Origin of the sequence: Amycolatopsis sp. DSM 110486 (assembly GCF_019468465.1) — a bacterium.
In the GTDB taxonomy this organism is placed as follows: domain Bacteria; phylum Actinomycetota; class Actinomycetes; order Mycobacteriales; family Pseudonocardiaceae; genus Amycolatopsis.
This window is the reverse complement of sequence record NZ_CP080519.1, coordinates 3,771,550-3,793,452: the sequence shown is the minus strand read 5'-3', so window position 1 is coordinate 3,793,452 and position 21,903 is coordinate 3,771,550. Positions and strand designations below refer to the sequence as shown.

Annotated in this window: 21 protein-coding genes and 1 tRNA gene; 5 read left to right on the top strand and 17 right to left on the bottom strand. The window is 70.8% G+C overall.

All coding sequences use genetic code 11. From position 1 onward, the window contains the following. Window position 1 precedes the first annotated feature (1 nt). The 17 genes from K1T34_RS18365 to K1T34_RS18285 form a co-directional block, all read right to left on the bottom strand. On the bottom strand, window positions 2-1,486 hold the full coding sequence (locus K1T34_RS18365) for a SagB family peptide dehydrogenase (protein ID WP_220245464.1): 1,485 nt from the start codon (window positions 1,484-1,486) through the stop codon (window positions 2-4). After that, complete coding sequence (locus K1T34_RS18360; protein WP_255638576.1) at window positions 1,483-3,816, bottom strand: TOMM precursor leader peptide-binding protein; 2,334 nt, start codon at window positions 3,814-3,816, stop codon at window positions 1,483-1,485. The genes K1T34_RS18365 and K1T34_RS18360 overlap by 4 nt, the downstream gene beginning before the upstream one ends. A gap of 10 nt (window positions 3,817-3,826) precedes the next feature. Further along, the gene (locus tag K1T34_RS18355) at window positions 3,827-5,737 is read right to left on the bottom strand and encodes an ATP-binding cassette domain-containing protein (protein ID WP_220245463.1); all 1,911 of its coding nucleotides are present in this window, start codon (window positions 5,735-5,737) and stop codon (window positions 3,827-3,829) included. Beyond that, a complete protein-coding gene (locus K1T34_RS18350; protein WP_220245462.1) occupies window positions 5,734-7,857 on the bottom strand; it encodes an ATP-binding cassette domain-containing protein in 2,124 nt (707 codons plus the stop codon). The genes K1T34_RS18355 and K1T34_RS18350 overlap by 4 nt, the downstream gene beginning before the upstream one ends. Beyond that, window positions 7,854-9,095 (bottom strand): cytochrome P450, encoded by a 1,242-nt coding sequence (locus tag K1T34_RS18345; protein ID WP_220245461.1) that lies wholly within the window; start codon window positions 9,093-9,095, stop codon window positions 7,854-7,856. The genes K1T34_RS18350 and K1T34_RS18345 overlap by 4 nt, the downstream gene beginning before the upstream one ends. A 119-nt stretch (window positions 9,096-9,214) precedes the next feature. Continuing rightward, window positions 9,215-9,358, bottom strand: coding sequence for a hypothetical protein (locus K1T34_RS18340; protein WP_220245460.1), 144 nt, complete (start codon window positions 9,356-9,358; stop codon window positions 9,215-9,217). Between the two features lie 50 nt (window positions 9,359-9,408). Then, window positions 9,409-9,558 carry a thiocillin family RiPP gene (locus K1T34_RS18335; RefSeq protein WP_220245459.1) on the bottom strand — a complete coding sequence of 50 codons (150 nt, stop codon included), beginning with the start codon at window positions 9,556-9,558 and terminating at the stop codon, window positions 9,409-9,411. Window positions 9,559-9,587: 29 nt separating this feature from the next. Further along, entirely contained in the window at window positions 9,588-9,737 is a 150-nt protein-coding gene (locus tag K1T34_RS18330) for a thiocillin family RiPP (protein WP_220245458.1), read from the bottom strand. A 12-nt stretch (window positions 9,738-9,749) separates the two neighbouring features. Further along, on the bottom strand, window positions 9,750-9,908 hold the full coding sequence (locus tag K1T34_RS18325; RefSeq protein ID WP_220245457.1) for a RiPP peptide: 159 nt from the start codon (window positions 9,906-9,908) through the stop codon (window positions 9,750-9,752). 41 nt (window positions 9,909-9,949) lie between these two features. Then, complete coding sequence (locus K1T34_RS18320) at window positions 9,950-10,093, bottom strand: thiocillin family RiPP (RefSeq protein ID WP_220245456.1); 144 nt, start codon at window positions 10,091-10,093, stop codon at window positions 9,950-9,952. Window positions 10,094-10,134: 41 nt separating this feature from the next. Then, entirely contained in the window at window positions 10,135-10,275 is a 141-nt protein-coding gene (locus K1T34_RS18315; RefSeq protein ID WP_220245455.1) for a hypothetical protein, read from the bottom strand. Window positions 10,276-10,571: 296 nt separating this feature from the next. Then, complete coding sequence (locus K1T34_RS18310; protein WP_220245454.1) at window positions 10,572-11,729, bottom strand: amidohydrolase; 1,158 nt, start codon at window positions 11,727-11,729, stop codon at window positions 10,572-10,574. Further along, entirely contained in the window at window positions 11,720-12,328 is a 609-nt protein-coding gene (locus K1T34_RS18305) for a response regulator transcription factor (protein WP_220245453.1), read from the bottom strand. Before K1T34_RS18305 ends, K1T34_RS18310 begins: the two co-directional genes overlap by 10 nt. Continuing rightward, window positions 12,325-13,446 (bottom strand): sensor histidine kinase, encoded by a 1,122-nt coding sequence (locus K1T34_RS18300; protein ID WP_220245452.1) that lies wholly within the window; start codon window positions 13,444-13,446, stop codon window positions 12,325-12,327. The genes K1T34_RS18305 and K1T34_RS18300 overlap by 4 nt, the downstream gene beginning before the upstream one ends. A 12-nt stretch (window positions 13,447-13,458) precedes the next feature. Next, entirely contained in the window at window positions 13,459-14,316 is an 858-nt protein-coding gene (locus tag K1T34_RS18295) for an ABC transporter permease (protein WP_220245451.1), read from the bottom strand. Beyond that, window positions 14,316-15,233, bottom strand: a complete 918-nt coding sequence (locus K1T34_RS18290) for an ABC transporter ATP-binding protein (protein WP_220245450.1) — start codon at window positions 15,231-15,233, stop codon at window positions 14,316-14,318. Before K1T34_RS18290 ends, K1T34_RS18295 begins: the two co-directional genes overlap by 1 nt. A gap of 254 nt (window positions 15,234-15,487) precedes the next feature. After that, window positions 15,488-15,570: transfer RNA gene (locus K1T34_RS18285), tRNA-Leu, on the bottom strand. A 130-nt stretch (window positions 15,571-15,700) separates the two neighbouring features. Between K1T34_RS18285 and K1T34_RS18280 the strand changes: the two genes are divergently transcribed. From K1T34_RS18280 to K1T34_RS18260, 5 genes are all read left to right on the top strand, one after another. Then, complete coding sequence (locus K1T34_RS18280) at window positions 15,701-16,987, top strand: DUF3662 and FHA domain-containing protein (protein WP_220245449.1); 1,287 nt, start codon at window positions 15,701-15,703, stop codon at window positions 16,985-16,987. Between the two features lie 101 nt (window positions 16,988-17,088). Next, window positions 17,089-17,550, top strand: a complete 462-nt coding sequence (locus K1T34_RS18275) for an FHA domain-containing protein (RefSeq protein WP_037718919.1) — start codon at window positions 17,089-17,091, stop codon at window positions 17,548-17,550. Further along, window positions 17,547-18,950, top strand: coding sequence for a PP2C family serine/threonine-protein phosphatase (locus tag K1T34_RS18270; protein WP_220245448.1), 1,404 nt, complete (start codon window positions 17,547-17,549; stop codon window positions 18,948-18,950). The genes K1T34_RS18275 and K1T34_RS18270 overlap by 4 nt, the downstream gene beginning before the upstream one ends. Next, window positions 18,950-20,443, top strand: coding sequence for an FtsW/RodA/SpoVE family cell cycle protein (locus tag K1T34_RS18265; protein ID WP_220245447.1), 1,494 nt, complete (start codon window positions 18,950-18,952; stop codon window positions 20,441-20,443). The genes K1T34_RS18270 and K1T34_RS18265 overlap by 1 nt, the downstream gene beginning before the upstream one ends. Then, window positions 20,440-21,903, top strand: a complete 1,464-nt coding sequence (locus K1T34_RS18260; protein WP_220245446.1) for a penicillin-binding protein 2 — start codon at window positions 20,440-20,442, stop codon at window positions 21,901-21,903. The genes K1T34_RS18265 and K1T34_RS18260 overlap by 4 nt, the downstream gene beginning before the upstream one ends.

The following is a 21,903-nucleotide window of genomic DNA, read 5'->3' as shown; positions in this document are numbered from 1 at the left end:
GTCACCGCCTCCGCGCGGCGAGTGCCTCGGCCTGCCAGCCCGGGTCGTTGCCGGCCCGCCAGTCGAGCGCGCCGTCGCCGCTCACCGGGGCGGGCAGCTGGGGCGGGGCACTGCCCAGGATGAACTCGCCGACCGAGGACTCCTTCAGGTAGTCCAGGCCGAACGCGCGCGCCGCCGCGTCGGCGTCGCCGCTCCCCAGCCCGCAGCCGGCCAGGCCCATCGCGGTCGCCACCAGGTACATGGTCTGGTACAGCGCGCCGGCGTGCTTGAGCGTCACCGCGTACGCGATCGACTGGTACTTCCACGCGAGTCGCTGAAAGCGCGACGTCATGGTGACCAGCACGTCGGGCACAGCCTGGCCGCCGGTCGACAGCGTCGCCACGCGAAGCAGCTCGTCGCGCGCTTCGGCCTCGGTGTTGATCAGCCGCAGCACGTGATCGCCGGCGTCGTAGTGGTAGATGCCGGGCTCCAGCCCCTTGCACCGGCGGACGGTGACGTACAGCTCGAGCTCGTACCCCGCGCCACCGCAGGGATACGGGCGGCTCGAACCCTCGTACGGCATCCGCGCCTCGGGCCGCGGGCCGTAGGTGCCGCGCACGCGCGCCGTGCGGTAGAGGAACTCGCCCAGCTGCTCGGCGGTGATGGGCTCCTCGCCGTAGGCGCGGATGGACTGGCGGGCCTCGATCGTTTCCTGCAGCCCCTGGTCAGCGGCACGCACGGCGTCGAAGGACGGGCGGAACAGCTCCGTGCGCGGTCCGTCCGGCGCGGGCGCCACCGCGGGCAGGGGCTCGATCTCGCCGACGTAGGGGAACCGGCCGCCGAACGCCTCGTCGGTGCGACCGATGCGGCTGCGGCTGTGGAAGTACAGGTCGTGCACATCCCACTGGCGCAGCACGTCGTCGGAGTCCACGGGGAACTCGCCGTCGGCTCCGACGTCGAGGAAGCCCGCGCCCGCCAGCGCGGCCACCACGGGCCACCACTCGGTGTCCACTTCCGACGAAGGCTGCGCCACGGCGAGCGCGGCCACGGCTCCGGCCAGCGCCGCGTCGAGCAGCACCGCGCGGTACTTGCTCAGCGGCGACTCCACCACCAGCTCCCCGCCGCGACGGCGCAGAAGGCTGAACTTACCCAGCCGCAGCCACGCGCCGGCCAGCTCCGGCAGCTCGGGCCGCAGCCCGGTCACGCCGGTGCGCTCCAGCACGGCCACGCGCTCGCCGCGCAGGCGGAAACCCGTGGCCAGGAAGGGTTCCACCTTCGTCAGCACGGTCGCGACCGGCGACTGCGGGTGCTCGGCGGCCAGCTCGTCCTCGGTGTGCAGCCCGGCGCGGACCTGCTCCAGGGCCGCCAGCATCGGGGCGCTGACGCCGCGCAGGCGGTAACCCGCACGGTCGGCCAGGCCGAGCAGGACCTGGTCGTCCTTGGTCAGCACGGACACGTCGCGGCGGAAGGTGACGGTGTGTTCGGCGGTGCGTTCGAGCGTGGTCATAGGAACATCGCAATCGGGTTGAGGTCGTCTTCGGACGGCGTTTCATCGATCCAGCCCAGTTCGCGCGGCACGTCGAAGAGCCGGCCGGGCGCGAAGCGGGGCCAGAAATGCCGCATTCCCGGCACCAGCACGCGCACCACGGGCAGGCCGATGTCCACCCGCGTCTGGTCCAGCACCAGCATTTCCATCCCGCGCTCGGCCACGGCCCGCTCGGCGCGCAGCACGTCTTCGCGCACGTCGGCGCTTTCGTAGCGCTCGAAGTCGGCCCGGGTGCGCAAGGCGCCTTCGGCCGGGAGCACGTACGGCTGGTTCTCCACGGTCGCGTTGCGCCACCAGTGCAGCTGGTCCGGGTCGTTGTAGGCGTAGGAACCCGAACCGTCGGCCTTCATCCCGATCACGGCGGGCAGGAACTGGTTCATCTCCGACAGCGCCCGCCCGATCGCGACCTCCACGTCGAAGTGCGCGCCGAGGGCGAACAGGATGTCCTGCGCGGGCTTGTCGCGGCGCACGGAAACCGCGGCCACGGAAGGAATGCCCAGGTCGTTGGTCAGATCCAGCACCCAGGTGTCGCGCTCCAGCTCGTCGTAGCGCTGCTGCCACTGCGCGAAGTACGGCACGTCGAACGTCGACAGGTCGATCGCCGGGCGGCGCAGGCGGTGGTACCACCACATCGCCACGGTGTCGCGCTCCACCAGCTCCATGAAGCCCTGCAGGATCGCGTCCTCGAGGCTCGTGCCCGCCGCGCAGCCGTTGGAGTTCGCGCCGGCCTGGAACGGGGTTTTCGGGTTGTGGTAAGCGAAATACAAGCCTGAGGTCGGGAACAGCTTGGTGCGCTGCTCGGTCAGCGACCACACCGGTGACCACTCGATCTCGGCCTGCGGGTCGAGGTCGTCGGCGACCCAGTGGAAGTGCGACGGGCGCGAGTTCCACTCCTTGCGGTCGCGGAACTGGTCGTCGCTGTAGAGGTGCAGCGCGTTGGGGTGGACGACCTCGGCCGGGTCGAGGTCGGCCAGCCGCGCGGTGCGGCGGGCCTCGTCGCCGTGGAACAGCCCCGAGTAGCGCTCGATCGCCTCGCCGACGGCCGACGCCTTGGCCTGCGCGTCGCTCATCCCCTTGCCCGCGCTGCAGCTGCGCAGGCCGGCACGCAGGTCGTTGGCGTTGGCCATGGGGATCGCGAAGTTCTGGCCCGCGGTGTAGGTGTGCAGGCCCTCGACCTCCAGCGGCACCTTCACGAGGTTGCTGATGGGGCCTGTGACGGGGCTGATCAGGTGCTCGTAGCGCGCCACGAACTGTTCCGGCGGGCTAGAGCGGTAACCACCGTCGCTGCTCGCCATGCGCGGGCGCGGCTCGAGCCGCACCGGCGCCGCCATGCGGTCGGCCTGCAGGTCTGGCTCCCCGCACAGCGGGCACTGCGGCCGGCGCTGGAACGGGTGGTGCTCCTGCGTGAGGCTGACCGTGTCGAGCGTGATGACCTCGGACTGCCACGGCGTGCCGTACTGCGCGGCCACTCCGCCCGGCGGCGCCGGCATCGCGGCCCGGCCCGCGGCGAACGCGCCGGTGAGCCACTTGCCCACGTGCAGCGCGGCGAGGCGGTGCGCCAGGTCCCGCGTGACGCCGGTGCCGGTCACGGAGTTGACCAGCGCCGGGCTGTCGAGCACGCCGCGCTGGCGCAGGTAGCTGGCCAGCACGTTCTTGTTGGACAGCCGCACGCGCAGGCATTCGTAGCAGCCGGTCACGCCGGGTTCGAAGACCGGGCCGACCCAGATCATGCTGCCGACCGGCTTCACCGGCAGCCACGGCGTGCCGGCCGCGTGGAACTTCGTGCCCCACTCGGCGAGCTCGGGGCGCAGGTAGTCGTCGGTGAGGACGACGGTGAACCCGGCCGGCGCCTCGGGATCCGTCGTGACGCCGGTGCCGAGCGCCGTGAGGGCCTCGGTGAACCCGGCCGCGTCGACGTCGCCGGCGGTCAGCACCCGCACGTCCGCACCGGACAGTCGGCGCACGGCGTCGTCACCGTCCACACCGGACGCTTCCCAGTAGCCGCCGACGCGCGGGTCGACCTCGGGGTCCACCTCCACGACGTATCCGCTGCGGCGCAAGCGGTCCAGCGCCACGTCGATGCGCGCCGGGTCGGCTTCCGCCAGCGCCTGCTTGATGCTTTCGCGGCTGTGCTGCCCGTCGACCAGCAGCGGGGCCAGCTGCTCGACGAGCGCACCGGCCAGCCGGGTCTGCGTCGTGCGCTCGCTCGTGAGGTACACCGCGTCGCCGGGCACGGTCAGCACGCGCAGCGACCGGTTGAACCTCGTGATCCGATTGATGCTCTTCGTCATGGTTGTCCCCTCAGTCGAGCCGGCGGGCGCTGCCCACCAGCCGGGCGAAAGCCGTCGAGTGGCCGGACAGCTCGGCGAAGGTGCCGAGGTCGGCGATGCGGCCGTGCTCCAGCACGGCGATCCGGTCGGCCGAGCGGATGGTGGAGAGCCGGTGGGCCACCACCACCCGGGTCAGCCGCAGGTCGTCGACCGCGCGCCGCACCCGCTCCTGCGCGGCGGCGTCGAGTGCGCTCGTGGCCTCGTCGAGCAGCAGCACGGCGGGCCGTTTGGCGAGGGCGCGGGCCAGCAGCAGGCGTTGCACCTGGCCGCCGGACAGGCCGCTTTCCCCGTCGGTGACCTGCGTGTGCAGGCCCATCGGCAGGGCCGCGACGACGTCCCAGAGCTGCGCTTGCTCGGCCGCCCGCTGCGCGAGGTCGAGATCCACCTCGGCCGCCGCACCGCAGATGACCTCAGCGAGCGTGCCGCGCATGAGCGTCGCGTCCTGTGCGACGTAACCGATCCGCGTGCGCAACTCGTCGACGTCGCACGTGTTCACGTCCACGCCGTCGACCAGCACGCTGCCGCGCTCGGTCCGGTCGAGGCCGAGCATGAGGCGCAGCAGCGTCGACTTGCCCGCGCCCGACGCTCCGATCAACGCCATGAACTCCCCCGGCTCGATGCGCAGGGAGATGTCCGTGAGCAGGTCACGGGTCTGGCCGGGGTAGCGGAAGCTCACGTCGCACAGCTCCACCGCACCGCGCGCGGCCGGCAGCGGGGTCGGGCGCGCCGGCGTCTCGGGCCGCGTGGTCAGCACCGGCGCGAGGCGGGCGTGCACCGGCCCGATGGCGAACAGGCCGACGAGCGCGCTCTGCAGCCGGGTGGCGGTGAGGTTGAGCGTCATCGCGACCATCACCACGGTCCACTGCCCGGTGAACCCCAGGCCCGACGCCATCGGCAACAGCACCGCGAGCAGCGCCGGATAGCAGGCCACGGCCAGCGCACTGGCGATTTCCGCGTACCGCAGGCCGGCGTCGTCGGACCGCTTCTGCGAGCGGAACGCCTTGCTCCACCGACCGACCACATAGGACTGAGCGCCGAACGCCCGCACGTCGTCGATGCCGAGCATCGCCGGGTACACGGCCGCCTGCACGTCGTCCACGGCGGACAGCACCTCGGTGTCGTGCCGCTGCTGGCGCACGGAAAGCCACAGCATCGCCCCGAGCACGAGCCCGAAGATCCCGACCGCCGCGACGGCCAGCCACGGGTCCAGCAACGCCAGCAACGCGATCGCCACCAGCGCGAACACCGCGTGCAGCGCCGCCGTGAGGCCGCCGCTGCCGAGCAGCCCGCGCAGCTGGCCGACCCCGCCGGAGAAGCCCATGAGGCGACGCAGCGGGTAGTCGCGGAAGAACGTCGCGGGCAGGCTCAGCAGACGCTGCCAGATCGCCGACTCGAGGCGGTCCTGCGCCCCGTCGGTCAAGGTCAGCAGCCCGCGCTCCACGACCGCGGTGGTCAGCAGCTGCAACGCGAGCAGCCCGACCAACGCGCCGGCCAGGTACGGCACGGCGTCGCGGTTGTCCGCCGCGATCGCGATCGCCAGCACCATCCCGGCCAGCGGCACGACGAACCCGAACACGGTCGCCAGCAACCCGACCACGGCACTCACCACGAGCCGGGTCCGCTGGCCGCGAACGGCGAAGGACAGCAGGTGGCGGCCGGTGCTGCCTTCGTGGGGCAGGACGGCGGTGGCCTTGCGAGGCAAGGCGGGCTCCGGCTCAGCCTGCCGGACGGCGGCCGGTGCGGGAGCACTGTCGTCGAGCCGTTGCGGCCCGTCCGTCTCCGGCTTGGTCTTCCCCGCCACGGCCTGGCGCAGCGACGCCGCCGTCGCGCCGGTTTCCTCGAACCACGAGCGGGTTTTCTCAGTGGGCAAGGTGGTGGTCATCCGGCCACCTCCGCGATGTCGCGGTAGCCGCGGGAGTGGGCGAGCAGGTCGTCGTGGGTGCCGTAGACGCGCACGGCGCCGTGGTCGAGCAACACGACCGTGTCGTCGCCGCGGACTTCGGAGAGGCGGTGGGCCACGACGACCGTGGTGGTGCCGCGGGTGCGCAGGGCGGCGTCGATGCGGGCGGCCAGCGCGGTTTCGACGGCGCTGGTCGCCTCGTCGAGCACGAGGACGCGTGGGTTGCGGGCGAGCGCACGGGCCAGGGCGAGCCGCTGGCGTTCGCCACCGGAGAAGTTGCGGGCCTGCTGGCTGACCTGCGCAGCGTCGATGCCGCCGCGCAGCTCGATCATCTCGGTGAGCTGGGCGTCGTCGAGCGCGGCCGCGATGGCGTCGTCCGGCAGCGCGGTGCCGAGCTCCAGGTTCTCGCGCACGGTGCCCTCGAAGAACGCCGGCCGCTGCGGCACGTACCCGACCAGGAACGGCCGCACCGACGGCGGCAGGTCCGCGCTGCACCGCCCGTCGACCAGTGCGACGCCCGACCACGGCCGCACGAGCCCGGCCAGCAGCTTCGCCAGCGTCGACTTGCCGCAGCCACTCGGGCCGACCAGCGTCATCCGGCCGCCGGGCGGCACGTCGAGGTCGAGCGAAACGAACAGCGGCTCGGTGTTGGTGTCGTAGCCGTAGCGCAGGCCGCGCACGGTGAGCCGACCCGGCCCGACGGCGACGGGTTCGTCCACATCGGACGGATCGGTCTCGGCGCCGGCCACGTCGTCGTACGCCGCGAAGCTGCTGCGCAGGCCGCCGATCCGGTGCAGCCCCGTGACGAGCCCACCCGCGTGCAGCTGCCACACGCCGGCCAGCACGGCCACGGTGATCACCTCGCCGGGCGCGACCAGCGCGGTCAGCGCGAGACAGGCGGCGTACCCGAGCGCGTGCAACGCCGTGACGCCCAGCCCGATCCCGTGCTCGCCCAGCGCCGCCCGCCGTTGCGCGGCCAGCACCTTGCGCTGCGCCGAAGACCAGCGGCCGAACGCCTGGCGCCCGCTGCCTTCGGCCTTCACCGTGTCGATGGCCGACAGCACGTTGAGCGAAAGCCCGTCCCGCGCCGACTGCTCGACCATCAGCGCCGACTGCCGCTCGGTCCCGGACCGCCGGCCGAACCGCACGAACAACGCGGTCAGCACCGTGCTCCCGGCCAGCAGCGCGGCGGCCGGTGGAGCGAGCACGGCCAGCACCGTGAGCAGCCCGACGACGGCCGCCAGGCTCACCGCGACCGGCAGCACCACCGTGGTCAGCTGCTGCGCGATCGTGTCGGCGATCTGCACCCGCGCCGCGACGCCGCCCGTGAAACGGCGGTGGAAGTAGCTGCCGGGCAACCGAAGCAGGTGCCCGACCAGTTCGGTGGAGCGCTTCAGCGAGGTGCGCAGCAACGCGGCCGAAACCAGCCGCTGCTGCGCCCAGCCCGCGAGCGCGACACCCGCGGCCACCGCGGCCAGCCACCACGTCGCCCCGGGCCCGGCGGTCGCCGTGACCAGCGATCGGGCCAGCAACGCGGCCACCACGGTCAGCCCGGCCGTGACCACCCCGGCCGCCACCGCGCCGAGGACCACCGGCAGCCCGGCACCCAGCCAACGCAGCGCGCGCGGCAGCACCCGCTGCGGCGCACCACTCGGCTCGAACCCGGCACCCGGCCGGAAACCCAGGTACAGCCCCGAAAACCGCTCGCGGAACTCGTCGATCGACAGCGTGTGCCGCCCTGCCGCGGGGTCGTGCAGCCGCACTTTGCCCCCGCGACCGACGCGTTCCAGCACCGCGAAATGCCGGTTGTCCACGAAGACCACGCCGGGCGCGGCCAGCCCGCGCAGCGTGGCGACGTCGGCCTCAGCCCCGGACAGCCGCACGCGCTTGGCGCTCACCGTCAGCCCGAACTGCTGGCCGCGCCGGGCGAGTGTCGCGGCGCTGATGCCGTCGCGGCCACCGCCGCAGGCCTGCGAGAGGACCGGCCACGACAGGTACTTGCCGAATCCGGCGAGCAGGATGCCGAGGCAGGCCGCACCGCAGTCGGACTCCTCGACTTGGCGGAACTCGGCTCCGGCACGAGACCGGTAGCGCGTGCTCACCGCGCACCGCTTTCCGCCAGCGCGGGCGCGAAGGTCACCGGCAGCACGCGCGGCGTCGGGAAAGCGAGCGACGCGCGCCAGGGCAGCTCGGCCAGCGGACGGCTCGGGGTCGGCAGCCGGTCGTGCACCGCCGTCAGCAGCGACTGCGCGGTCATCGCGGCGAGCGCGCTGCCGAGGCAGTAGTAACTGCCGTGGCCGAACGCGACGTTGCCGGTCATCGGCCGGTCCCAGCGGAACTCGAGCGGCGCGTCGAACTTGCGGGGGTCGAGGTTGGCCGCGGCGAAGGCGAGGATCACGGTGTCGCCGGCTTTGAAGTCGAGCTTGCCGACGGACAGGTCGTGCGCGACCTGGCGCGAGCCGAACGCGACCGGCGTGCGCAGGCGGATGGCCTCGGCGAACACGCGGTCGCCGCACCCCGGGTCGGCGGCCAGGGCCGCGGCGACGTCGGGCTGCTCGGACAGCACGACGAGCGTGTTGGCCAGCGCGGCCGTGACGGTGTCGAGCCCGGTCATGAACAGCAGCAGCACCATGTCCACGGCTTCGTCGGCGGTCAGCTTGCCCGCCGCCTGCGCCTGGGCGAGGTGCCCGATCAGGTCTTCGGCCGGCTCGGCGCGGCGCCGGGCCAGCAGCCCGGCGACGTAGTCGCGCAGCTCGGCGAACTCGGCGGCGGTGATCGGGGTCCCCGCCTCGGGGTGTGACTCGGTGAGGAAACCGGCGGCGAGCTGGCTCATCATCCCGGTGGCCCGCGCCGTGACGAAGTCGCGGTCGGCGGGCGGCACGCCCAGCAGCACGGCGGTGACGGCGGCCGGCAGCGGCGTCGCCAGCTCGGAGACGAACTCCGCCTCGCCGCGACGCAGGGGTTCGGCCAGCAGATCGGCGACGACGTCGTCGATGCGGTCGCGCAGACCGGCCAGCCGGCGGCCGGAAAACGCCCCGGTGAGCACACCGCGTAGCCGCGTGTGCTCCTCGGCGGCCCGCACCGACATGGTGCTGCCGAAGAAGCGAACAAACTGTGGGTTATCTCGGTGGACCACGTCGGTGAAGACGGGGGCCGCCATGGGGAAGCCGGGGTGGGTGCACAGGCCGGTCACCAACTCGTATCCGGAAATGACCCACATTCCATCGAAGCGCACCACCGGCGCCTGTTCCACCAGCTCCGCGAAGAAATCCGGAGCCTGCATTCCGAACGGCTCCAGGCGTGCGAAGTGCCGCCACAACCGCTGGACGATTTCCGACATCCCCCAGTCCTTTCAGAGCACGTGTTTTCCCGCACCGCGTGGTCGCCGCTCATTCATGAATCATTTTTCGACGGCGACCACGCGGTGTGGGTGGAATAGCTGACCTAACACACCTGGGATCAGGTGGCGCAGCCGTAGGTGCCGAAGCACACCGGGCAGCCGATGCTGCCCGCCGTTCCGAAGCAGTTGCCGGCACCGGCCTCGGCGAGCTCCTCGATCACGAGCTCCTCGACCTGTGGGGCCTGCGTGGTAACGTTCTCCATGACAACCTCCCTTCAGAGGTTCGTTTCGCCGCGGATGTCCTGGGGGATTGTCAGCTCGAGCTCGCGGTGCCGACCGTGCCCGCCGAGCTCGGGCACCCCGCGGTGCCCACGCTGCCGAGGCAGAAGCTGCCGGCCTGCGCGTCGGAAAGCTGCTCGATGGTGAGCTCGGTCGTGGCCGGCTCGAAGATTTCCTCGTTCATTTCTTTTCCTCCCTGCTCAGTTCAGTGCGTCAGTGCGAGCTGACGGTGCCGTAGCTGCCGGCGCTGGAGGGGCAGCCGAACGTGCCGGCCGACCCGACGCACCAGCCGGCGCCGGTGGCGTCGGACAGCTCTTCGACGGTCAGTTCCTCGGTGAAGTCCTGCGTTTCCTGCGTTTCCATGACCGTTTCCTCTCAGGACCAGCTGAAGGCGGTGCCGATGCACGCCGGGCAGGTGGTGGAGCTGATGGTGCCGCCGGTGTTGGTGGTACCGGCGCCGGCGACCTCGCCGAGCTCCTCCACCGTGATGTCGTCGGCGAACGCCTGCTCGACCTGGTTGTCGAACTCGTTCATCTCGATCTCCTCGGGTTTGTGGATCAGTGGTGTGGGACTGCTCAGCCGAAGCTGGACGCCGTGCCGGCGCTGGACGGGCAGCCCGCGCTGCCGATGCAGAAGGCGGTGCCGGCCGCGGTGGTTTCCACCAGCTCCTCGACCTGCAGCTCCTCCACCGCGTCCACGGCGGTCGTGTTTTCCTGCATTCCCTTCACCTCCCTTCAGAGGTGTAGAAAGCGAATGGAATTCACGCCTTGGGTTTGCAGGTGACAGTGCCCTGATTCCAGCCGTTGAAGCTGTACCGGTACCGGTATTCCCCGCCGTCGACACCGACGTAATCCCATTTCGCCAGCTCGAAGCCGACGTACGCGTACTGCGTGCTGGGCACGCATCTCAGGGGCGCCGGGACACTGGCTTCAGCAGCGGAAATACCAGATAAAATGGACACAACTATGATAGCGGCAACCATGACAGTTCTCATCACGCAAGCCCCCCCAGGCTTTTGATTCCCCAGTTTTGTGCTATTCGCGCTGAGCGATTCGCACGGCTGTGACGCTAAACCCAATCCGGCCGTAGGTGGAGTAAAAATCACCGATGTCACCCAGGTGGAGTAGTTAGCTGACAGCTATCTTAGGCTTCTCCTAGGGTTCCCTTAAGGTAGATCAACTATGGGTGCCGGAGCGACTACTCCTCGGCTACAGCGAGTACCGCCCGCGCGGCGAGGACAAGAGCCCGCCACCCGTCCGTGAGCGCCGCCGGCTCCGGAGCGAAGTCAGGTGAGTGGTTGGTGCCGCGGGTGCCGACGCCGAGCGTCCAGTAACACAGCGGCACAGTCCCGCCGTCCGGCAGAGCGGCCAGGTGGCCGAAGTCCTCGGCCGCGGCCACGGGCGGCGTCCAGCCGACGCGGTCCGCCCCCAGCCCCGACAGGTGCGCTGCGCGCACGGCCAGCACGAGCTGCCGGTCGTTCGTGGTCGCCGGTGCCGAGCGCACCGTCACGACCTCGGGCTCCACCGGCGCGCCGGACGCGGCGGCCTCCGCCCGGCACACGCGCTCGATCGCGGCCAGCGCCCGGGCCAGCGCCCCGTCGCTCGCCGCGCGCACGCTCACGCCGAGCTCCACGCGGTCCGGGATCACGTTCGCCGCGTCGCCCGCGTGCACCGAGCCGACGGTGACCACGACCGGATCGGCCGGATTCGTCTCCCGCGCCACCACCGACTGAAGGCGCACCACGAGGTGCGCGGCCAGCACGACGGGGTCCACGGCGAGGTGCGGCACGGCCGCGTGGCCACCCCGGCCGTGCACGGTGATCGCCAGCTCGGCACACGGCGCGGTGATCTGCCCCGGCGAATGGCCCACCCGACCGACCGGGCCGGGCACCGCGTGCTGCGCCAGCAACGCATCGGGCGCGCCGAACACGTCGTGCACCCCGTCGGCCACCATCGCCAGCGCGCCTTCGAGCGTCTCCTCGGCCGGCTGCCCGAGCACCACGACCCGGCCGCGCCACTCCGCGCGCGTCGCCACGAGCTCGCGAGCGGCGCCGACCACGGCGGTCAAGTGCAGGTCGTGCCCGCAGGCGTGCATGGCGGAACCGTCGGCCGCGTACGGCAGCCCGGTGCGTTCGGCGAGCGGCAACGCGTCCAGCTCGGTCCGCATCGCGACCGTCGGTCCGGCGCCGTTTTCGAACGCCGCGACCACACCGTTGCCGCCGATTCCGCTACGCACGGTGAACCCCAGCGCGGTCAGCTCGCGCGCGAGCACGTCCGCCGTCCGCTTCTCCGCGCCGGCCAGCTCGGGGTGCGCGTGCAGGTCCCGGTACAGCTCAAGCAGGTCGGTCACAGCCATCCCGCTTCCTCGGCGACGCGGTACGCGGCCACGCGGTTGTCCACCTGCAGCTTCGTCAGCGTGCTCGACAGGTAGTTACGCACTGTGCCCTCGGCCAGCGACAGCCGCGCGCCGATTTCGGCGGGCCGCAGCCCCGCGCCGGACAGGCGCAGCACGTCCAGCTCCCGCTCGGTCAGCGGCGTCTCCCCGACGGCCAGCGCGTCCGCGGCGATCTCCGGGTCCACGTGCCGGCCGCCCGTGCAGACCTTGCGCACGGCGGTGATCAGGTCGTCCGGCGAGATGTTCTTGGTGACGAACCCGCGCACCCCGGCCCGCATCGCGCGGTGCAGGTAGCCGGGTCTGCCGTAGCTGGTGACCACGAGCAGCCCGCAGTCCAGCCCCTCGGCGCGCACGGCCTCGGCCACCTCGAGCCCGGACATCCGCGGCATGTCGATGTCCACCATGGCGCCGTCGGGGCGCTCGCGGCGGATGGCCTCCAGCGCGTCGGCGCCGTTGTCCACGGCTTCCACGACGTCGATGTCCTCGGCGAGGCTGAACACCGTGCGCAGCGATTCGCGCAGCAGGGCGTGGTCCTCGGCCAGCACGATCCGCAAGGTCATGAGCTCTTCCTCGGCAGGTCAAGGGGCACGCGGGCGGTGAGCACGAAATCGCCGTCGACCTCGCCGTGCTCCAGCGTGCCGCGCACGGCGGCCAGCCGCTCGGCCAGGCCGGTGAGGCCGTGGCCGGCCCGGGTGCCGCCGGCGTGCGGACGGTCGTTGCGGATCCGCAGGAGGACGCACGAGGGGTCCCGCACGAACTCGACGCGGCAGTTCTCGGCGGCGCTGTGCCGCAGGATGTTGGTGCCGCCTTCGCGGATGGCCGAGCCGATCGCCTCCGCGACGGGCCCGGGCAGTCCCTCGGGCACCGGATCGGCGACCACGCGGACACCGGCGAGGCTGAGGATCGACGACGTGCCGCGCAGCTCCTCGGCCAGGCTCGGCTGGCGGTAGCCGGCGATCACCTTGCGCAGCTCGGTCACGGACCCGCCGGCCAGCTCCGCGATCTGCACCAGCTGCGCGCGGGCGGCTTCGTGGTCGGTGTCCATCAGCCGCACGCCCAGCTCGGCCTTCAATCGCACCACCGACAGGCCACGGCCGAGCACGTCGTGCAGGTCACGGGCGAACCGCAGCCGCTCCTCGACCACCGCCATGCGGGCCAGCTCGTCGCGGTTGGCGTGGACTTCGGCCGCGTAGGTCACGAGCAGCCCCATCCCCGCCAGCACCACGATCGTCACCAGCGACCGCAGCAGCACCTCGGCCACCGCGTACGCCGGCACCTGCATCAAGAGGGCGAGAGCGGCCGTGACGACGAGCACGACCAGCGGGAAGATCCAGCGCTTGAGCCCCGTGAGGCTGATCGCGGAGACACCGGCGACCAGGGAAGGCAGCGCCAGCCACGCCGGCCCGAAGGCCAGCAGCAGCGCGAACGCCAGGCTCGTGGCGATCGCCACGTCCACCAGGTGCTCGCCGCGGGCGGCGGAGCGGCGCACGACCGCCCAGACGATGCGTCCGGTGCTGGCCAGCACACCCGCGCCGGCCAGCACCGCGAAGAGCACGTCGAGCACTGGGGGGTGGGTGCTCAGCCACAGGAAGAACGCCTCGACGGTGAACGCGGCGGTGGTCCCGAGGATCAGCAGCGCGACGACGCGGCCCAGTGTCCCGGGGTTCCACCGGTCCACGTCTCCTCCTGCTCAGCCCGACCGCTTCGGGTCCCACTTGAAGAAGCGCTTGCCCAGGCCGAGGGAAACGCCGATCCAGGCACACAGTAGTCCCAGGGGCATAACGCACGCCCTGAACGACTCCAGGAATCCGACCTGGTGCGGCAACTGTGCCGTCGCCGGATTCGAGGCGAAGTCGCGGCCGAGATACGCGGTGCGCAGGATTTCCACGACCGAACTCGACGGCAGGTACTGCACCGGCACCTGAAGGAAGTGCGGCATTTCGGACAGCGGGAAAACGATCCCGGACGCGAACATCATGAGGAACAGGAATGGCGTCACGATCCACGTGGACACCTCGCTGGTCGGCAGCAGACCCGACACCCCGATCGCCAGCAACGCGAACGTGAACGCCCCCAGCACCACGCCGACCAGCAGCAACAGCGGGTTTGCCGGAGCCGGCGCACCCAGGTACGTCAGCCCGAAAACGAGCAGGACGACCACCTGCGCGATGCTCGTGACCGATCCGCTCATCGCTTCGCCGGTCATGATGGCGGTGTCCGGCAATGGCGTGCCGCGAAGGCGTTTGTAAATCAGTTTTCCGCGTCGGCTGGTCGCCGAGTTCACCACGTTGTAGACGATCCAGACGAGAACGAATCCCATCATCCCGGGCAGCAGGTAGACCCCGCCGTCGACGCCGGCGATGGCGCCCTTGCCGTGCTGGCTCGCCGGCAATCCGATGCCGAGCCCGAGCGGAATGAGCACACCGGTGAGCGCGAATCCGAGATCGCGCCAGTGCACCTTCTGCGACAACAGGAATTGCGACCAGGTGTAGCGCCAGAAGCCGAGTGAACGACGAGGTCCGGCGTACGCGGGGGCGATGGCGGTCATCAGCGCTCCTTCGCGGTGGTGGCGAGGGCGGCCTCGTCGGCCACCTTGAGGAAAACGTCTTCGAGCGAGTTGCGCCGGACCTCGAGGTCCGAGATCCGCGCTCCGGCGCGGCCGGCCCAGTCGAGCAGCCGGTGCAGGTCCGCCTGTGGATCTGTGCTGCTCAGCTCGTAGTGGCGGCCGTCCTCCGACACCCCGGCCAGCTCGACCGGCACCGCCACCTCACTGACGAACGTGACCGTCGACCCGTGGTCCGCGCCGATCACCTCGTCCACGGACCCGTGCCGCATGATCCGCCCGCGGTCCATGATCGCCACGCGGTTCGCGAGGTACTGCGCCTCTTCCATGTAGTGCGTGGTCAGCAGGATCGCCATGCCGCCCGCGACCATGTTCTCCAGCACGTGCCACGTCCGCCGCCGCGCCTGCGGATCCAACCCCGTCGTGGGCTCATCCAGGAACAACAACTCCGGCCGCCCCAACACCGCCAACGCCAGATCCAGCCGCCGCCGCTCCCCACCCGACAACTTCCCGACCCGCGTACCCGCGACCTTCCCCAGATCCACCAGTTCGACAGCCTCGTCCACCGTCATCGCATCCGCCGTGAACCTCCGCCACGCCCGAATGGACTCGACCACCGTCAGATCGTCGAAGAACCCCGCCTCCTGCAACATGATCCCCACCCGCGGCGCCACCTTCTCGCGCTCACTGGCCGGATCCACCCCGAACACCCGCACGCTCCCGGCGCTCGGCCTCCGGTACCCCTCCAACACATCCATCGTCGACGTCTTGCCCGCACCGTTCGTCCCCAGCAACCCGAAGACCTCACCGGCCCGCACCGTGAAACTCAACCCGTGAACCGCGACAAAGGACCCGTACTCGACCCTCAGCCCATCCACCTCGACAACCGCTTCCCTACCCATGCCCCCACCCTGACGCCCACCCCCTCGCCACCCCCAGACGCACACCTCACCAACGCACCATGCGTTCCCCACCCCAGAAAGATGACAAACATCATTTCCCCAGCTCAGCGCTACCGCTACGGGTCTGGACCACGCTGGGTCAGCACCAACCGCACCGTGGGGGGTCCGGGGGGGCTCGGCCCCCCGGGAGCAATGACGACCGACAAACGGGAGAAGCCCCGCAGTGCGCCAGCACTACGGGGCTTCGACCAAGGTGGGCGAGGAGGGAGTTGAACCCTCACGTCCTTTCGGACACACGGACCTGAACCGTGCGCGTCTGCCATTCCGCCACTCGCCCGAGTTGCTTCTCTCTGACAGCCAGTAAAGCGTAGCAGGGGGTTTTCACAGGTTTCAGCGGGGGTCGTGTCGAGGCTTCCTCTCCCGGATAGGATCGGTGCGGAAGCACACGTGCGAGGAGGTCACCCCAGGTGGGTCGGGTAGAGCGCTTCGACAGGCGTCTCGAGAACCTCGTGGGGAACACCTTCGCGCGCATGTTCGGTGGCAACGTCGTCACGCAGGAAGTGGCGGTGGCGCTCGAGCGGGAAGGCGAGGAAAACGTTCGTGAGCTGGCAGGAGGTCGGCAGCTCGCCCCGAATCACTACATCGTGTCCTTGGGGCAGGCTGACCACGATCGGATGGCCGGTGACGAGCAGCGGGTCACTGCGGTTCTCGCACAAGCTGTGGGCGAACACCTCGCCGAGCACGGCTGGGAGACCTATGGTGACGTCGTCGTATCACTCGAGCGCAACGAGGCGCTGCATACTGGACAGTTCAAGACCCGTTCGTCCGTCGATCCCGACGCCCACGCGAGTGGACCCGGTGGCTCGTCACGGTCGGCACGACCCAGCAACGCAGGAGACCCAGCAATGAGCCAGCCCCCCGGATACGGCCAATACGACCAGGGTGACCCGTACGGCCAGCAGGGCCAGTACGGCTACGGACAGCAGGGTGGCCAGCAGCCCGGGTACGACCAGGGCTATGGCCAGCAGGGCGGTTACGAGCAGCAAGGTTACGGCCAGCAGCCCGGCTACGACCAGTACGGCCAGCCCCAGCAGGGCGGCGGTGCCGCTCAGCCCGGCTACGAACAGGGTGGCCAGCAGCCCGGCTACGACCAGGGCTACCAGCAGGGTGGTTACGACCAGGGCTACGGCCAGCCCCAGCAGGGCGGCTACGACCAGTACGGCCAGCCGCAGCAGGGTGGCGCCTACGGCCAGCCCCAGCAGGGCGGTTACGACCAGGGCTACGGCCAGCCCCAGCAGGGCGGCTACGACCAGTACGGCCAGCCCCAGCAGGGCGGCGGCTACGGCCAGGCGCCGGCGGCGGACCCGTACGCCCAGCAGCAGCCCGGTTACGGCCAGGCCCCGGCCGACCCGTACGCCCAGCAGCAGCCCGGCTACGGCCAGCCCGCTCCCGCGGCCGGCCGCGCGCTCGCGGCGAGCCTGCAGCTGGACGACGGCTCGAACCGGACGTACTCGCTGAAGCAGGGCGGGAACGTCGTGGGCCGCGGCCAGGACGCCGACTTCCGCCTGCCCGACACGGGGGTGTCGCGCCGGCACCTGGAGATCACCTGGGACGGCCAGAGCGCCACGCTCGCCGACATCGGGTCCACCAACGGCACGACCGTGAACGGGACTCCGGTGCAGACGTGGCAGCTGGCCGACGGGGACGTCATCCGGGTGGGTCACTCTTCGTTGGTGTTCCGAACCCAGGGCTGACCAGAGGCCGGTAACGGGGTTCCCGCAGAATTGTCTTGCGGGGGGATCCGCGGTGCGCGCGCGCCGCGGCTTGCAGGCAGAGTCGGGAGCGGACACAACAAGTGCCAGAGCTGGTCGTTCAACTCACCAGAGTGGGCTTTCTCGTGCTGCTCTGGCTCTTCGTGTTCGCCGCCCTGCGGGTCGTCCGTTCTGATCTCTACGCCGCGTCCGGCCTGCGGGTGCAGGTGCCCTCGTTCCGGCGGAACAAGGAGAAGAAGCCGCGGGGCAGCAAGGCCCCGCAGCAGCTCCTGGTGACCCACGGGGCGCTGGCGGGTACCCGCATCGCGCTCGACGGCCGGCCGATCCTGATCGGCCGCGCCGACGACTCGACGCTGGTGCTCGACGACGACTACGCGTCGACCCGCCACGCCCGCATCGCCCTGCGCGGGGAGGACTGGTACGTGGAAGATCTGGGCTCGACGAACGGGACTTACCTCGACCGGGCTAAGGTCACTGCACCCCTCCGGGTCCCGCTCGGAGTCCCCATCCGGATCGGCAAGACGGTGATCGAGCTTCGCCCATGACTCTCGTCCTCCGCTACGCGGCCCGCAGCGACCGGGGCCTGGTTCGTTCGAACAACCAGGACTCTGTGTACGCCGGCCCTCGCCTCCTCGCGCTCGCCGACGGTATGGGCGGCCACGCGGCCGGTGAGGTGGCCAGCAAGGTCGTCATCGCCTCACTCGCCCCGCTCGACGACGACGAGCCGGGCGACGACCTGCTCGGTCAGCTCCGCGAGGCCGTGACCAACGGCAACGCGGCCATCGCCGAGCTCGTCTCCCAGGATCCCGATCTCGACGGCATGGGCACCACGCTCACCGCCGTGCTCTTCGCGGGCAACCGCCTGGGGCTCGCGCACGTCGGCGACTCCCGCGCGTACCTGTTGCGCGGCGGCCAGTTCGCGCAGATCACCCGCGACGACAGCTTCGTCAACGAGCTGCTGGAGCAGGGCCGCATCACGGCCGAGGAGGCCGCGGTGCACCCGCAGCGTTCGCTGCTGCTCAAGGCGCTCACCGGGCACGAGGTCGAGCCGAGCCTCACCGTGCGCGAAGCGCGTCCCGGTGACCGGTACCTCATCTGTTCCGACGGTCTGTCCGGCATGGTCTCCGACGAGACGATGTCCGAGGCCATCCGCATCCCGGACCCGCAGGACTGCGCGGACCGGATGATCGAGCTCGCCCTCAAGGGCGGCGGCACGGACAACGTCACCGTGATCATCGCCGACGTGGTCGACGTCGACTTCGGTGACGACGCCCCGATCGTGGGCGGCGCCGCCGGCGACGGCAGCGACGAACAGCACCAGGGCGACTCGCCGGCCGCGCGGGCCCGGGCGCTCACGCAGCCGCCCCCTCAGCCGCGGCCCGAGCCGCAGGCGTTCGAGGAGGACCCGAAGGCCAAGCGCCGCAAGCGGTTTCGCTGGCTCGTCGGCGCGGTCGTGGTGCTGATCGTGCTGGCCGCGGCCGCGATCGCGACCCGCTACTTCGTGCTCAGCCAGTACTACGTGGGAGAGGGTCCCGACCAGGAGGTCGTGATCTACCGCGGGGTGCCGGGCAGCATCCTCGGCATCCAGCTGCACTCCTTCGAGCAGGGCTCGTGCCCGCCGGGGACGCTGTGCACCGACAAGCTGCGCGTGCCGGCCCTGCAGGAGGACGCGCGCATCGCCGTGCAGAACGGCGTGAAGCGCGACAGCCTCGACGACGCCCGCACGTACATCGACGACTTCCTGCGCCTTCGCAAGCAGCTGACCGACTGCCCGCCGGTCACCCCCGGCACCACTTCCGGCGTACCGACGGCTCCCGGCGGTCCGCCGGCGTCGTCGAGCAGCGCTGTTCCGCCGCCTTCGAGCGGTGCGTCTTCGTCGGCGAACCAGCCTGCGGGGAGGGACTGCTCGACGTCGAGTACGGCGCCGACAGGAGGCGGTAACTGATGGGTCAGCCCCTGGCCGACCCGTTGTCGGCGCAGTTCGCCACCAATCCGCCCCGGGAGCTGCCCAAGCGCCGGGGCACCGAGCTGTTGCTGCTGGCGTTCGCCGCGTTCATCGTCACCCTCGCGCTCGTGCTCGTGGAGGCCAACCAGGAGCAGGAGCTCACGCTCTCGATCCTGTGGCTCGGCCTCTCCTACCTCGGTGTCCTGACCGCCGCGCACCTCGCCGTGCGCCGGTGGGCGCCGTACGCCGACCCGGTGCTGCTGCCGTGCGTCGCGCTGCTGAACGGCATCGGGCTGGTGATGATCCACCGGCTCGACCTGGCCGAGGCGGAGCAAGCCGCGCAGAGGGGCAGCGAGTACAGCCCCGAAGTGACCAAGCAGGTGCTGTTCACGGTCATCTCGCTGGCGCTGTTCGTGGTCGTGCTGGTCGTGGTCAACGACCACCGCACCCTCACGCGCTACGGCTACACGTTCGGTCTGATCGGCATCGCCGCGCTGGCGCTGCCCGCGGTGCTGCCGTCGAGCCTGTCCGAGGTCAACGGCGCGAAGGTCTGGCTCAAGCTGCCGTTCTTCTCGATCCAGCCCGGTGAGTTCGCGAAGATCCTGCTGATGATCTTCTTCGCGTCGTTCCTGGTGTCCAAACGCGACTTGTTCATGGTGGCGGGCAAGAAGGTCCTCGGCGTGGAGTTGCCGCGCGCCCGCGACCTGGGCCCGATCCTCATCGCGGCCGCGGCGAGCATCGGCATCCTGGTGTTCGAGAAGGACCTCGGCACGTCGCTGCTGTACTTCAGCATCATCCTGGTGATGCTCTACGTCGCGACCGAGCGCGTGATCTGGGTCGTCGTCGGGCTTACGTTCTTCGTCGGCGGCTGCATCATCGCCTACAACCTCTTCACGCACGTGCAGCAGCGCGTGGAGAACTGGCTCAACCCGCTGGGCCCGCGCTACGACGAGCTCGGCGGCTCCTACCAGCTCGCGCAGGGCCTGTTCGGCCTCGGCACGGGCGGGGTCGGCGGCACGGGCCTCGGCGCGGGCCGGCCGGACATCGTGCCCGCGGCGGGCACCGACTTCATCACCGCGTCGATCGGCGAGGAGCTGGGCTTCATCGGCCTGGCCGCCGTGCTGATGCTGTACCTGCTGATCGCGATGCGCGGCATGCGCAGCGCGCTGGCCGTGCGCGACACGTTCGGCAAGCTGCTCGGCGGCGGGCTCGCGTTCACGATGGTGATGCAGATCTTCGTGGTCGTCGGCGGCGTCACGGCGCTGATCCCGGAAACCGGTATCACGGCACCGTTCCTGTCCCAGGGTGGTTCGTCGCTGCTCGCGAACTACATCCTCGTCGCCTTGTTGCTGCGCATCTCCGACGCCGCGCGCAAGCCGGCCAAGCGCGCGAAACCGCAGCAGCCCCAGGCCCCGATCGCCGAGGCGCACACCGTGCTGGTGCAGCGCCCGCCGGCCGGCGGCAGCCCGAACGGTGACGGGAGGACCGCGTGAACACTCCCCTGCGCAAGGTCGGCATGGCGATGCTCGTGATGATCGTGCTGCTGCTCGCGAACGACACCTACATCCAGGTCGTGAAGGCCGACGACTACCGCACCGACTCGCGCAACCAGCGCGTGCTCTACGACGAGTACTCGCGCCAGCGCGGTCAGATCGTCACACCCGACGGCGTGGTGCTGGCCGGCGTGAAGGCCTCCAGCGACAAGTTCAAGTTCACGCGCACCTACACCGACGGCCCGATGTACGCGCCGGTGACCGGGTTCTACTCGATCAACTACGGCGCCGGCGGCCTCGAGCGCGCCGAGGACGACGTGCTCAACGGCTCCGACCCGCGGCTGTTCGTGCGCCGCCTCTCGGACATGGTCACCGGGCGCGACCCGCGCGGCGGCAACGTGAAGCTCACGATCGACCCGAAGGTCCAGAAGGCCGCGTACGACCTGATGACCCAGCACGGCTACACCGGCGCCGTGGTGGCGATGGAGCCGAAGACGGGCCGGATCCTCGCGATGGTGTCCACGCCGTCGTACGACCCGAACGCGCTGGCGTCGCACGGCAAGGACCAGAACACCGCCTGGACGAACTACTCCAAGGACCCGAAGAACCCGATGCTGAACCGGGCGATCTCGGAGACCTACCCGCCGGGGTCCACGTTCAAGCTGGTCACCGCGTCGGCGGCGCTCGAGGCCGGCATCGGCCCCGACACCGTGATCAACACCGCGCCCAACGTGAAGCTGCCGGGCACCAACACCACGCTCGAGAACTACGCCGGTGAGACCTGTCCCGGCAACACGTTCAAGGACGCGCTGGCGCACTCGTGCAACGTGCCGTTCGCGACGTTCGCGGGCCAGCTCGGCGCCGACAAGATGAAGGCGACGGCCGCCAACTTCGGCATCGGCCAGACCGACCTCACCGTGCCGATGAAGGTGGCCGCGTCCACCGTCGGCGCGCTCGACTCGCAGGGCGCGCTCTACCAGAGCGGCATCGGCCAGCGCGACGTTCGGCTCACGCCGCTGCAGGACTGCCTGCTCGCCGCGACCGTCGCCAACGGCGGCATGGCGATGAAGCCGGAACTCGTGCAGTCGATCCTGGCGCCGGACCTCTCGACGATCGAGGACACGGACCCGGAGCAGCTCACCGGCACGCCGGCGCTCTCGCCCTCGAACGACCAGATCCTCACGCAGATGATGATCGCGTCGGAGGGCTTCACCGCGGGCAAGGGCAAGGACCCGGCGCTGAAGATCGCGTCGAAGACCGGCACCGCCGAGCACGGCACCGACTCGAAGAACACCCCGCCGCACGCGTGGTACACCGCGTTCGCGCCCTCGGACAACCCGCAGATCGCCGTGTCGGTCATCGTCGAGAACGGTGGCAACCGCGGGCTCGCCGCGACCGGTGGCTCCGTCGCCGCCGAGATCGGCCGCGCCGCCATCGCCGCGCGTCTCGGGGGTGGGTAG

What these genes read in the sequence shown, in the direction of transcription:
- K1T34_RS18365 (WP_220245464.1), bottom strand. Translation starts at nt 1,486, where the DNA reads ATGACCACGCTCGAACGCACCGCCGAACACACCGTCACCTTCCGCCGC.
- K1T34_RS18320 (WP_220245456.1), bottom strand. Translation starts at nt 10,093, where the DNA reads ATGCAGGAAAACACGACCGCCGTGGACGCGGTGGAGGAGCTGCAGGTC.
- K1T34_RS18290 (WP_220245450.1), bottom strand. Translation starts at nt 15,233, where the DNA reads ATGGGTAGGGAAGCGGTTGTCGAGGTGGATGGGCTGAGGGTCGAGTAC.
- K1T34_RS18270 (WP_220245448.1), top strand. Translation starts at nt 17,547, where the DNA reads ATGACTCTCGTCCTCCGCTACGCGGCCCGCAGCGACCGGGGCCTGGTT.
- K1T34_RS18355 (WP_220245463.1), bottom strand. Translation starts at nt 5,737, where the DNA reads ATGACCACCACCTTGCCCACTGAGAAAACCCGCTCGTGGTTCGAGGAA.
- K1T34_RS18335 (WP_220245459.1), bottom strand. Translation starts at nt 9,558, where the DNA reads ATGAACGAGGAAATCTTCGAGCCGGCCACGACCGAGCTCACCATCGAG.
- K1T34_RS18295 (WP_220245451.1), bottom strand. Translation starts at nt 14,316, where the DNA reads ATGACCGCCATCGCCCCCGCGTACGCCGGACCTCGTCGTTCACTCGGC.
- K1T34_RS18310 (WP_220245454.1), bottom strand. Translation starts at nt 11,729, where the DNA reads ATGGCTGTGACCGACCTGCTTGAGCTGTACCGGGACCTGCACGCGCAC.
- K1T34_RS18305 (WP_220245453.1), bottom strand. Translation starts at nt 12,328, where the DNA reads ATGACCTTGCGGATCGTGCTGGCCGAGGACCACGCCCTGCTGCGCGAA.
- K1T34_RS18330 (WP_220245458.1), bottom strand. Translation starts at nt 9,737, where the DNA reads ATGGAAACGCAGGAAACGCAGGACTTCACCGAGGAACTGACCGTCGAA.
- K1T34_RS18345 (WP_220245461.1), bottom strand. Translation starts at nt 9,095, where the DNA reads ATGTCGGAAATCGTCCAGCGGTTGTGGCGGCACTTCGCACGCCTGGAG.
- K1T34_RS18340 (WP_220245460.1), bottom strand. Translation starts at nt 9,358, where the DNA reads ATGGAGAACGTTACCACGCAGGCCCCACAGGTCGAGGAGCTCGTGATC.
- K1T34_RS18325 (WP_220245457.1), bottom strand. Translation starts at nt 9,908, where the DNA reads ATGAACGAGTTCGACAACCAGGTCGAGCAGGCGTTCGCCGACGACATC.
- K1T34_RS18360 (WP_255638576.1), bottom strand. Translation starts at nt 3,816, where the DNA reads ATGACGAAGAGCATCAATCGGATCACGAGGTTCAACCGGTCGCTGCGC.
- K1T34_RS18265 (WP_220245447.1), top strand. Translation starts at nt 18,950, where the DNA reads ATGGGTCAGCCCCTGGCCGACCCGTTGTCGGCGCAGTTCGCCACCAAT.